Genomic DNA, 11634 nt, shown 5'->3' with positions numbered 1-11634 from the left:
CAGTGCAGTCTGCGCCGGATTTCATGAGGCTGCCGCTGCAAGGCCGGGGCGTTCAACGGCCAGAGCTCTTCCGATCTCGGACTGGATGAATTGCGCTGCGAACGCCTCGCGTTCGCGCGACGCACGCGCGCTACGATCCGTCACCGAGAACAGCCACACGAACAGGAAAGCGAGCGGCATCGAGAACAGCGCGGGATTATCGTAAGGGAACAGCGCCGATGGAAAGCCCACGACGGCAACCCAGACCGTCTTGCTCAGCACGACGAGGATGACCGATGCGGCCAGCCCGGCGAGACCGCCGGCGACGGCGCCGCGCGTCGTCGTGCCGCGCCAGAACATTGCCATGACAAGCACCGGGAAATTGCAGCTTGCGGCAACCGACTGCGCGAGTCCCGCCATGAACGCAACGTTCTGGTTCTCGAAGACATAGGCCAGAAGAACCGCAGCGACGCCGATTGCCATCGCGGCGATCTTCGAGATCAGAACCTCGCGCGCCTCCGGCGCTTTTCCACCGCACATCACCTGGCCATAGATGTCGTGACTGACGGCCGAGGCACCGGCGAGCGTCAGTCCGGCGACGACCGCAAGAATGGTTGCAAAGGCGACCGCGGAAATGAAGCCGAGCAGGACCGGGCCACCCATCGCATGGGCGAGGTGGATCGACGCCATGTTCGGTCCGCCAATCAGATCGACGATCTTGTTGAACTGGCCGGATGCCGCGACGTTGAAATAACTGGGATCCGCCATCAGGATCGCCGCGGCGGCAAATCCCAGCACAGGAATCACCCAGCAGAAATACGCCACACAGGTCGTCGCATAGAACACGGATTTGCGGGCAGCCGCAGCATCTTTCACGGTAAAGAACCGCATCAGGATGTGCGGCAGGCCGGCCGTGCCGAACACCAGCGCCAGTCCGAGAGAGATCGCCGAGACCGGTTCGGCAAACAATCCGCCAGGCGCAAGGATCGCAGCCCCCTTGGGATGGATCCGGCTTGCAGCCTCGAGCAGCCGCCCGAGGCTGAAATCGAAATGCCACAACGCGGCAAGCGCGAGCAGTGTTCCGCCGCAGATCAAGAGCACCGCCTTCGTGATCTGAACCCACGTGGTCGCCTGCATGCCGCCGACGATGACGTAGAGCATCATCAGAACGCCGACGCCGACGACTGCCAGGATGTAGTCGATACCGAACAGGAGCTGGATCACCTTGCCCGCCCCGATCAGTTGCGCGATCAGATAGAACAGGACGACGACGAGGCTGCCGGTCGCGGCGACGAGCCGGACGGACGTGCGGTCGAGACGAAACGCCGCCGCATCCGCGAACGTGTAGCTTCCCAGGTTGCGCATGCGTTCCGACATCAGGAACAGCACGATCGGCCAACCCGTGAGAAATCCGAGCGCATAAATGAAGCCATCGAATCCGTTGGCGTAGACCAGCGCCGAGATGCCGAGAAATGCGGCCGCCGACAGAAAATCGCCGGCGGTCGCCAGCCCGTTCTGCAGCGGCGTGATCGAATGTCCGGCGGTATAGAAGCCGGCCTTCGAGCGCGTGCTGCCTGCCGAACGGTAGGTGATGACGAGCGTGATAGCGACGATCAGGGCGAACATCCCGATCGCGATCCAGTCGGTTCCACGCCCGCCCGTCACAGAGGCGCTTTGTGCCATCGCCGCGAACGGAACGGCCGCGATCAATGCTGCGGCCAGCAAACATCTGAAGATCATCGGCCAAGCTCCCGGTTGACAATGCGAGTGAGCTCGTCGAACCGCGCATTCGACCGCTGCACATAGATGCCCGTGAAAATCACGACCGCCGCGACCATGGCTAGCGCGAGCGCGAAGCCCAGCGGCATGGCACTTCCCGCGATGCTCGCGCCAAGCGCGGCTCTCACCGTCGAAATCAGCGCGATGAAGCCGAAGAACATCACCAGCGTCAGGATGGACAGGCTCCATCGCAGCCTGGCGCGTCTTGAGACAAGCTCCTTGAACGCTGCATCGGCAAGAATCTGCTGCGTCCGATCACGGGTCAGTTGCGACATCCGGCTCCTCCCTCGGAGACATTGCGGACTGCCGCTCCCCGCCTGCGCGCGGTGCGCAGCAGAAGATCAAGGCTCCGGAGGCGTCTCCCTCGTTATGTTCCGAGCATCGGAATCCGGGCCGCCTCGGGCAAGGTGATATCCTGCCAAACTCCGCGTGATTTCATGCCACGCCGCAATCTCGGGCGTTGCCAGGATGATTCGATGGAACGGCTTGCCGACGCGCCAGCTCTCGGCGCTGACACGTTGTTTGGCGATCCCGGGAAGACTCGAACTTCCGACCTACGGTTTAGGAAAGCGCGACCCCAGCCTAACGAGGGGTAACGAGAAGGACTTTAAAAGAACCGATTTCTCTAGGAAATTCCCTATTTTCCGGGCTAAATCGGCTTACGTTAGTAACGAGGGAGACCTTGGCATAACGCCTCGCCCCGTTACCCCTTGTTTACCCCGGAGGGCCGAGATGGCCAAGAGGACGACGCTGACGGCCGCCGCCGTCGAGAAGCTAAAGCCCGGTAAGGAGCGCCGGGAAGTCGCCGACGCGGGCGCCCCGGGCCTACGGCTCGTTATCCAACCCTCGCCCTCTGGCTCGAAGTCTTGGGCGATGAGGTTTCGCCGCCCGAATGGTAAGAGCGCGAAGCTGACCTTGGGTCCGCTGGACCTGTCCGGTAAAGAAGCGGCTGACGAGCCAAAGATCGGAGACCCGCTGACGCTGGCCGCCGCGCGGGCCTTAGCCGCCGACATCAGCCGGCAGCGGCAGCGCAGTCTAGATGTCGTCGCTGAGCACAAGACCGCCAAACAGCGTCGCCGGATCGAAGTCCAAGAGCGTAGTTCGAACACCTTCGCTGGAGCCGCGCAGGATTTCATTAAAGGCCATAAGGTCCGGAAGTCCGGCGCGAAGCCGCGACGCTGGCGCGAGACCGCGCGGCTATTGGGCTTCGCTTATCCTATGGACGGCGGCGACCCGACATTTATTAAGGGCGGACTGGCAAAGCGATGGGGCGATAAGCCGATAGCCGATATCGACGCCCACGATATCTACAGCACGATTGACGAGGCGCGGCACAAGGGCGTCCCGGGGCTAGAGCGACGCAACGAGGGAGTGTCGGATGCGCGGGGCAGGAAGATGGCCGACGCGCTGTCCGTCATGTTCGGCTGGCTGCATGATCACCGGAAGATAACGGCCAATCCGACCCTCGGCAGCTACAGGCCGCCGCCCCCGGCCGCGCGTAAGCGGGTCTTGAACGTGAAGATGGATGTCAGGCGCGCTGACGAGTTGCGGTGGTTCTGGGCAGCTTGTGAAGGAGATGAAATTGGCGAGAAGTTTGGCGCGGTGTTCCGGTTGCTGCTGCTGACGGGATGCCGGCTGAATGAGATCGCGCGGGCGACGCGGGACGAACTCAGCGACGATAGCGCGACACTGCGGCTGCCTGGTTCGCGGACTAAGAACCGGCTGCCTTACGACGTTCCATTGCCGCCGCTGGCGCGGGAAATCCTGAAGCACGCCAAGCGACAAACCAATAGTGAGTTCCTGTTCTCGACCACTGGCCATTCGCCCATCTCCGGTTTCAGTAAGATCAAGAAGCGCCTCGACGAAGCGATGGCCGCAGAAGCCGCGAAGGAAGGCGGAAAGTTTGTATCTTGGCGACTGCACGATCTGCGCCGAACCTGCGCCACCGGTATGGCTGGCCTTAAAGTCCCGCCGCACATCGTTGAGGCCTGTCTAAACCACATTTCTGGGGCGAAGTCCGGCGTGGCCGGGACCTACAACGTCGAAGAATACATGGAAGAAAAGCGCGCCGCGCTGGAGCGTTGGGCGAGTCATGTGGCTGGGGTTATCTCCGGTAAGAGAGCCAAGGTCATCCCGATGCGGCGGCCGGTATCGCGTGGGAGGAAGTGATGGTCAAACGCAAGCCCGCCGAATCGAAACCGTCCGAACTGTTCGCCATGATCCGGTCGTCGCCGGGAGGAGGCGGCCTGAGCGACGCCATCGAGGACAACGCTTTCTGGCTAAACCTCCCGAGCACATCGCCAGATTGGTATTGGATCGCGGCATTGGATAAACTTGACCGACTCAAGGACAAGAGATCACTCGCCGCGCTACTCAGATCGAATTATGATCTGTCGCCCAAGGTGCGTGAATACTTGGCGGACCTGATCGAACGTTATTGTTTCCCAAAGGGCCGTCCGCGTACGCCGGCATATGTGCTCAGCGAGAAAGACGCGCTTCTATTGCTAGCGTGCGAAAGTGTGCAGGTCGAAGTCCAGCACGGCATGCGAGTGGACGACGCGCTGGATAAGGTCGCGAAGACAAGCCACCTCGCCAGAACCGCGCTGGAGAATGCTTACAACGGCAAGCGAACGTCGCTGCGGAAATCGAAGGCTCGGCTTTAAGCGGCAGTTCTTCGCATCAACTCCGGCGAACCGAGCTTCCAGTAGCCATACACGCATCGCGTTCCATCGCGCGAAGGATCATGAGTGTCGTGGATCGCTCCATCGATCACAGCGACCAAATGCTTACTGACTCGCACCACGAGCCTGCCGTCCGGGAGTTCCCCGTCGCGGAGATGGCACTGGCAGCCCTGACCGATCTTCATCGTCGGGTGCCACTCGAAACCCAACTCGGCCATGTAGTCTTTGAACCATTTTCGCCGAATGTTGATCCCGTGATTGGCACTTCTCGGACGCTTCGAAGTTCGCTTCGACCGGCGTTGTGCTCCAGTCTCCGCCGCGAGGCGGGCATAGACTTCCTTGTACGGGAGACCCGTCGCGATACAGATTGAACGGGTAACGCAGTCGCCAGCGCGCCCCTTATAACCGGCGCGACAGCGGCCGCCGTCGTCCTTGATGTGCTTCATTCCAGAGGTTTGCTCCTGAATCGCAAACAGCACTCGCTTAATATTGGACATGGCCCATCCTTTATTTGCGCGCTTTGTGAGTAATGGGGTCATCGCCCTCGCCTTTCACACGTCAGAACGGGCTCTGGCTGCAACCACCACGCGTCAACGTTTCCCGAAACGCCTGAAGAGCCTTCGTCGCTAGTGACATTCAAGTTTTCATCGAGATCGATAAATTCATCATCGACCAGCAGTTTCGCTGTGATGATCTCTCCTATTTCTTCCATAAACTCTGTGAGTCGAGGGATGTGCCTTCCCCCAACGCTGAGCGTTAGCTCGTACACCTGGACGTCAGGCTCCTTGCTCGCTGGCCTCGCATTCGGATCGCCAGCGATGGCCCGCGCAAGCATCAACCAGTTATGGTGCTGTCGGTTGCTTTCGGCGTCGTGTACGATGAATTTCTAGACATGATCATGGCTGGCCAGAAGCGCGCGCATCTTTTGGCAATTTGGTCCAAAGACCATCAGTCTCTTTCCCAATTCGTTGTAAAAAACTTGAACCTCATCGAGGATAGTCGTGGTCGTCTTCTCGGTCATGTTGCAACTCCTCTCCGACGCGACATCGCATCTGTCCGGCCGCGCGCAATCGCGCGAACCGTTGAGCAGGAAAGCAGATGTACCAAGCCTGCGTCTCCCGTCTTTAATCCGGGGACTTTAAGACGGAAGACGCCCCTCACAGGCGTGGCGTAACTAAAGGCCCTCGGTCACAACGAGGAGCCGTTCAATGTCCCCAAAGAAAGCTGCAAAGCAGGTCCTAGAGCGAACGCCGAAACGAAAGCAAGCGCCGATCATTCCCCCTCCGGACGCCCTCTGGATTAGCGCGCGACAGGTCCGCGCCCGCTACGGCAATCGTAGTGCGATGTGGTTGGTCCGCAGATTGAATGAGAAGATGAATGGGAAGTTGAATCCCGCCTTCGAACCGAACTTCCCCCGGCCGACTTATTTTGGACGGCTGATGTTCTTCCGGATCGCTGATCTTGAACAATATGAGCGCACGAGGGCAGGCGGCAGTCCGCCCGCTCACGTGAGAGCCGACGCGGCCGAGGCATAGCCATGACCGCAACCATCATAGTCAATTCTGTACTCGCGATCGGCACGCTGTTGGCGGTGTATGCCATCTACGTTCTGGCGCGCTGTTGAAGGGACCCACAATGAAACGACGCAGCAAAATAATTGAGGAAGCCACCGCCAACGCCATTTGGGTTCTGCCGGACGGTGTAACGGAAGTACGCTTCGCCCGACGACTGAAGCCCCATCTCTTCCGGGAAGAAGCCTACGAAGTGGCTGATGGCGAACCGCCGCACTTTGTCGTCGAACCGCGAGAGGATGGATACGAATACACCAGTACAAGAAATGGCGGCGGCGGTCATTTCATTCCGATTGTTCCCATACCGCCGCGTGGGGTGGGCTGGGAGATGTTCGACTCAAGCAGCGACAAACGGACGGTGTGGCGGCGGAGAGCTACGAAATGACGAACCATACTGAAACAATACATCAAACACGATGCGCAGCGACTCAAGGCTCACGACCGACGGCAATTTAAGCTTCAATCCAAGGGCCTAAATCACGTAGCACGGCGGTAAACTAACTCCCCAAGACCGCGCCCCAGAACGGAAGGCAAACGTCTCAGTTATTGTCAGTTATTTTAACTGAGCAAAATAAATCACAGACTGACGGGTTATCGATTTTAAAATTCGGAGTAAGATCAACAATCGAAAGCCGATCCCGCGATCACGGCAAAAGTCGCGAGACGGTAATACCCAAAGCGTCATTATATGACCGAGACCTCTTCGTAGGCTTCAGATACGCGACAATCGAGGTCGGGAAAGAAGACGGCATCATCAGCCGGCCAATTAAGATGACGCCACCCTTCGCTGAAGCTTCGAAGGCCATTTCCGAAAGCGCATCTACGCGTGCGCTGGCGGGTGGCCTTCTGGCTATAGGCTTTTAACCCTCTATAGCATCCGGCGGGCCGCCCCCTCGAAACTTAAGAGGGACGTTGGTCATGAGCACTACTCGAAATCAAAAGCCGCCACTGGCGCTTCAGTTCCAGCAGCGGCTCTCGATAGGTTTAGTCGGGGATATGGGTGCAACGGCGGCAATCCGCTGCAGCGCCGTTATAGCCGAAAACCGGACGGATAGAAAGGGGTCACTCTACCTTCGGTTGATCGGGCCTTCGGGCCGCGTCCGGGCCTTCTGGGCCGCCCCGGGCCGCGAGCGCAACCGGAGCCGAAAGACGGAGGCGCGTCATGCATAATTCTTCCCAGAGACCGACTAGACGCAAGTGTAACCTTCCGAATGCCGATGAAGACTATCGGAACTATCCAGTCCTAGCCGCGTACATCGGCCGCGTCGCTGCCGAGCAAGATGCTGCAGTTGACCAGCGAAACTATCGCCGCATCGCGCTGGTTCGCTTTGTCGGTAGGTATCCGCGCGACTTACATATTATAAAAATGGCTGCTGATGGATCCATTACCGCTCCTGAGGTGGTGATGCCGACTGAGGAGGAAGCCAAGGCACTCAAGGCTGAATTTGCCAAACGCAAATTCCCGAGCTCATATCCAGCGACCGAAGCGAACGCTGCGACGCAGCGGGCCAAGCTTGGTATTGATCGCGATCATTGGTTTGAAATTCGCAGCCAACGTAACCGCTCTGAGATTGTCCTGTGCCGCCAGCGCATCGATAAGGAGGACGGCACCAAGGCTTATGTCCCTTGGACCTTCTTCAATACGGACGGCCAATGGCGCAACATGGAGCCGGACGCGGAATTGCTGCCGTTATGGAAGCCGCCGGAGACGCGCAACAAGGCTAAGATCATGATCCATGAAGGCGAGAAGGTCGCGCGGTACGTGGACAGTCTCGTGAATGATATCAGGCGCCGCGCCGAACTAAAGGAGCATCCTTGGGCCGCCGCGCTAGCCGAATATGAGCATTGGGGATGGATCGGCGGCGCACCTAATCCATATCGCACCGATTGGTCAGAGGTACTCGCTGAATATCCAAATGAGAAGGAGCGAGAGATCGTCATTGTTGCGGACAATGATCAGGTCGGCATCGACGCGATCCCGAAGATTTCCGCCGCGCTAATGCGGACCGTAAAGACGATTACATTTAAGGATCACGGTTTCAGGGAGGGGTTCGACCTTTACGATACCGACGAATGGCGAAAGAATAAAAAATGGTGGGAGGAGGAACGATACAAAGGCCCATCGTTTGAGGATTGCCTCGGGTCAGCAACCTGGGCGACCGACAAAATACCGCCCGTAGGAAAGGGTCCGCCCTCCTATAAGATAAGACCACAGTTCGCAGCGGAGTGGGTCGTGGTCACAGGTCTGGCCGATCCATTATTTATTCCCCGGGGCCAGACCTATCGAAAGATGTCCGAAAAAGCATTCAATATTGCCGTCAGGCCATTTTCGAACGTTGAAAATACAGCGCGATACCTGAAGTCAAGTTTTTCATCACACATCAATGGCATTGCCTACAGTCCCGCACATCCGCCGGCAGTCATCAATGTTGCTGGTGAAAATCAGATCAACACCTTCCGCCCTCCCGCGATTAAAGCGATCAAGGCAACTGAGGAGAACATCGAACCTTGGACTGATTTCATGGAGCACCTTATCCCGGACCCCGGCGACCGGCATGAAGTGCTGCGCTGGGTCGCGACGCTGATCGCGCGGCCGGACATTAAGATGCTCTATGCGCTGCTACTAATTAGCGAAAAGCAGGGCGTCGGCAAGACTACTCTCGGTTACATTCTCTCCCTTCAAGTTGGCCTTTGGAATACTTCGTTTCCGAGCGAAGAGGCAATCGTGGACTCAAAATACAATAGTTGGAATGCGCATATGCGATTGGCGATTATCAATGAGATTTATGCAGGCCATTCCTTTCGCGCCTATAACAAGCTGAAGGATAAGATTACCGACCCGCATGTGGATGTTAGCGAGAAATACCTGCCCAGCTACAGGATTGACAATTGGCTGCACATCTTCGCCTGCTCCAACAAGATGAGTGCCCTACGGGTTGATGATGATGATCGGCGTTGGCTGATTCCCGGAGTCACAGAACAATTGAGAGAGCTTCCTTATTGGAAAGGATTGCATGCTTGGCTTAGGGTCGATGGGCTCGGGATCATTAAGGGATGGGCCAATGAATTCCTAAAAACCAATAAGCCAGTTGAGCAAGGTGAGCACGCACCCGAGACCACGAGGAAAAGACAGGTGATCGCCGAAAGCCGCTCGGAGGGCGAGAGGATTGCGTTCGACCTCGGAGAGTATGTCGCCGGGTTGGCTAAGGATGTGGATGCCACTGACGGTAAGCCGAGAGAGCCAAAAAAGATCATTATCGATCTTCCTGACGTCTGCGATCTAGTGATGGCTCGTCGCGGCATTAAAAATGAGGACCAGCAGCAATACCCGTCCCCAGAGAAACAGGCGAAGGCAGAGGCCGCCAAAAAATACATGGAAAAGCCGGAAAGGCTGCGCAAGATGCTGGTTGCCGGTGGATTACATGAAACGTATCGCGATGCGAACGGCGAGCAACGTCGTTTTATGATCGACGGTAGAAAAACGACCATCGTCGCGAACTTTCCGATCCCGGAAGGGGCGCAGTGGGTTGACCTAAAGCAATATCACCGGGGGCTAAAGACACTGGTCCCGTCGTGGTGGACTTCGGTGTTCTGAAAAGGAAGGGCCGCGCGTCGCGGGTCGCCGGATCAATCCACCGGCACGTCAAAACCGCATGACGTGGCTCGCGGGCTGGCGTTAGCTCTCCTCGCGCTCGCCGCCGTTATCGGGTCTCGAACCGCCCGCCCAGACGCAGCGCGGCTGTCCGGCGCGTTTTTCGTCGCCCGGCGGCTTCGGGCTTCCCGATCCCTGACCGTGCTCCTACGCTTAGGCTGCGGCTGACCCTGCGTTACGCAACTCCCACGCAGGGCGGAGTCAAAGCCAGGCCCCCGGTTCCGGGCAGTCGGCAGTCGGGAAAAACGGAAATTCCTTACCTTTACCGAATTATATCCCGAGGCCCCTCTCCTATCGATTCAATTACGGTAGGGTAGGAAAAACCCTTCTTTCCCGACTGCCGACTGCCCGGTCTCAATGATATCAAGGGCATCGTTCTCTTCGAGGTGCGCTCGGAGCCCACGCAACTTTTTCTCATCAACCCTCTCGTGGCCCGATCTTTCGCCGTTCTAGAGCGACCCGCGTTTCTATAGATCGTAGGTCTTTGCACGCGATCGCTATTATATAAGCCTTTTCTGGCGTAGCATCGGCATCGGTAAGCTCCCCGGGGTAAACCGGGGGTTACGAAAGCTGTGAGAAATGCGCGATGCAACTAGAAGCCGATAGAGCCGCGATAACCGACCGAAGCGACGAAGACGGCGCACCACCGATGACGCTGGCGGAAATCGAACGTCACGCCGCGCACTACTCTCATCCATCCGATCACAGCGGCAAACTGAAAATGGTCGCACTCGACAATTTGGATGGTCGAACGCTCGCAGCGAAACGCGCCAAGCAACTCATCAATGACATCCAGAAAGATATGGACTCCGGCGACCTGACCGCAAAGCAGCAACAATTTGCGCAACGCGCGGCGTTCCTCGGTGCCATGCTCGAAAATATCGAGGCGAGTTGGCTGCTGGGAAAGAAGGTCGATCTGGTTACGTATTCGACACTCGCGAATGCCCAGCGCAGAATTTTAGAGGAGTTGTAATGCCGCCTCGCAAAATCAATGGTCAGGCGAAAGACACCATCGCGATGGCGTTCGCTGATCTTGGTGATGTTGAGGGTTTGGTGAAATGGGCAAGGTCCGGCGCACGCAATCGCGCCGCGTTTTACCAAAACGTCTACACCAAGCTTATCCCGGTGACTGTGTCGGGCACTGTCGATGGGAAGGATGAGTCCTCCTCAGCAATGCAAAAATTGGAAGACGCATTCCTGCGAATCATGGCCACGCGCGGCGACGGCGATGGCCCAACCGTCAACGCAGCAGGCTTCATCAGCAACGTTCCGTATTCGCGCAGCATTGCCGGCGAGCCGCGCGCTGAGCCTGCGGCAACCGAAGGCGCTGGTCCCGCGCCCTCCGAAGGGCCCGAAGTACCGCCCGACGACGGAACTGGCCTCCGACAGCCCCGCTGCCCCGGCAAAGAGCCTTCCCGGGGCGATGACCGGGACACCGAGCGAGCGCCCGCCGACGTAAAGCCCCGCGCCGCATTCCCACCCCGCACATCGAGCGCGCCCTCTGTCCCCGGCATGTACATCGGCGCTTTGGAGAATATCGAAACCGACCAAAGCACAACAGCTCGCTTCTATAGATGGAATGGACATGGAAGATACTGAAAGGATAGGACCATGACCGAAATCTCGTGGCCCCTCATTCGGGGCAGCTCTGCCCGATGTCGCGATCCCTTCGCAGGTCGGCTTCAAGCTCTTCGACAATGACCCGAAGCAAACACGCCGCAAGTGGATCAGTGACCTCCCGCGACAAAAGCTGATAATGCGCGATCTGAACCTCCTGCTCTCGGAACTGGCGATCTGTCATGGGGCTGCCCTCCGACAAACCGACGCAGAGACGGCCCAGTTGTTTCACTAAAGTTTTCGGATCATTTTCTATGGTTTCTATCTAGTAAATCCGCACACATGCCTGCCGCTGGATCGGCCTTACCGTAGGCCAATTCGGGCCACGCTCATTCCGCGATTTCTCTCGGCTCGC

General features: G+C 58.2%; 11 protein-coding genes. 6 read left to right on the top strand and 5 right to left on the bottom strand.

Annotation, left to right across the window (positions count from 1 at the left end; all coding sequences use genetic code 11):
• Positions 1-21: 21 nt before the first annotated feature.
• Both actP and K359_RS0133235 read right to left on the bottom strand, forming a co-directional pair.
• A complete protein-coding gene (gene actP / locus K359_RS53700; protein WP_084518588.1) occupies positions 22-1719 on the bottom strand; it encodes a cation/acetate symporter ActP in 1698 nt (565 codons plus the stop codon).
• Positions 1716-2033 carry a DUF485 domain-containing protein gene (locus tag K359_RS0133235; protein ID WP_029083179.1) on the bottom strand — a complete coding sequence of 106 codons (318 nt, stop codon included), beginning with the start codon at positions 2031-2033 and terminating at the stop codon, positions 1716-1718. Before K359_RS0133235 ends, actP begins: the two co-directional genes overlap by 4 nt.
• 457 nt (positions 2034-2490) lie before the next feature.
• Between K359_RS0133235 and K359_RS0133230 the strand changes: the two genes are divergently transcribed.
• On the top strand, positions 2491-3927 hold the full coding sequence (locus K359_RS0133230; protein WP_198031221.1) for a site-specific integrase: 1437 nt from the start codon (positions 2491-2493) through the stop codon (positions 3925-3927).
• Positions 3927-4421, top strand: a complete 495-nt coding sequence (locus K359_RS0133225; protein WP_029083177.1) for a hypothetical protein — start codon at positions 3927-3929, stop codon at positions 4419-4421. The genes K359_RS0133230 and K359_RS0133225 overlap by 1 nt, the downstream gene beginning before the upstream one ends.
• On the opposite strand, the gene K359_RS53695 is transcribed toward K359_RS0133225, so the two are convergent.
• A complete protein-coding gene (locus K359_RS53695; RefSeq protein ID WP_035977559.1) occupies positions 4418-4936 on the bottom strand; it encodes a hypothetical protein in 519 nt (172 codons plus the stop codon). The genes K359_RS0133225 and K359_RS53695 overlap by 4 nt on opposite strands.
• A 389-nt stretch (positions 4937-5325) precedes the next feature.
• Positions 5326-5460 carry a hypothetical protein gene (locus tag K359_RS65880; RefSeq protein ID WP_256375185.1) on the bottom strand — a complete coding sequence of 45 codons (135 nt, stop codon included), beginning with the start codon at positions 5458-5460 and terminating at the stop codon, positions 5326-5328.
• A gap of 614 nt (positions 5461-6074) precedes the next feature.
• Between K359_RS65880 and K359_RS61790 the strand changes: the two genes are divergently transcribed.
• The 4 genes from K359_RS61790 to K359_RS0133185 all read left to right on the top strand — a co-directional run bounded on the left by K359_RS61790 (position 6075) and on the right by K359_RS0133185 (position 11261).
• Entirely contained in the window at positions 6075-6395 is a 321-nt protein-coding gene (locus K359_RS61790) for a hypothetical protein (protein WP_156928785.1), read from the top strand.
• 777 nt (positions 6396-7172) lie between these two features.
• On the top strand, positions 7173-9605 hold the full coding sequence (locus tag K359_RS0133195; RefSeq protein WP_156928784.1) for a primase-helicase family protein: 2433 nt from the start codon (positions 7173-7175) through the stop codon (positions 9603-9605).
• Positions 9606-10248: 643 nt separating this feature from the next.
• Positions 10249-10635 (top strand): hypothetical protein, encoded by a 387-nt coding sequence (locus K359_RS0133190; protein WP_029083171.1) that lies wholly within the window; start codon positions 10249-10251, stop codon positions 10633-10635.
• Positions 10635-11261, top strand: a complete 627-nt coding sequence (locus K359_RS0133185) for a hypothetical protein (RefSeq protein WP_029083170.1) — start codon at positions 10635-10637, stop codon at positions 11259-11261. Before K359_RS0133190 ends, K359_RS0133185 begins: the two co-directional genes overlap by 1 nt.
• A 34-nt stretch (positions 11262-11295) precedes the next feature.
• Here the strand turns inward: K359_RS0133185 and K359_RS63520 are convergent, their stop codons facing one another.
• Positions 11296-11463, bottom strand: coding sequence for a hypothetical protein (locus K359_RS63520; protein WP_198031220.1), 168 nt, complete (start codon positions 11461-11463; stop codon positions 11296-11298).
• Positions 11464-11634: the final 171 nt, after the last annotated feature.

Source organism: Bradyrhizobium sp. th-b2 (assembly GCF_000426785.1).
GTDB classification, from domain to species: domain Bacteria; phylum Pseudomonadota; class Alphaproteobacteria; order Rhizobiales; family Xanthobacteraceae; genus Bradyrhizobium; species Bradyrhizobium septentrionale.
This window is presented reverse-complemented; position numbering and strand designations above follow the sequence as displayed.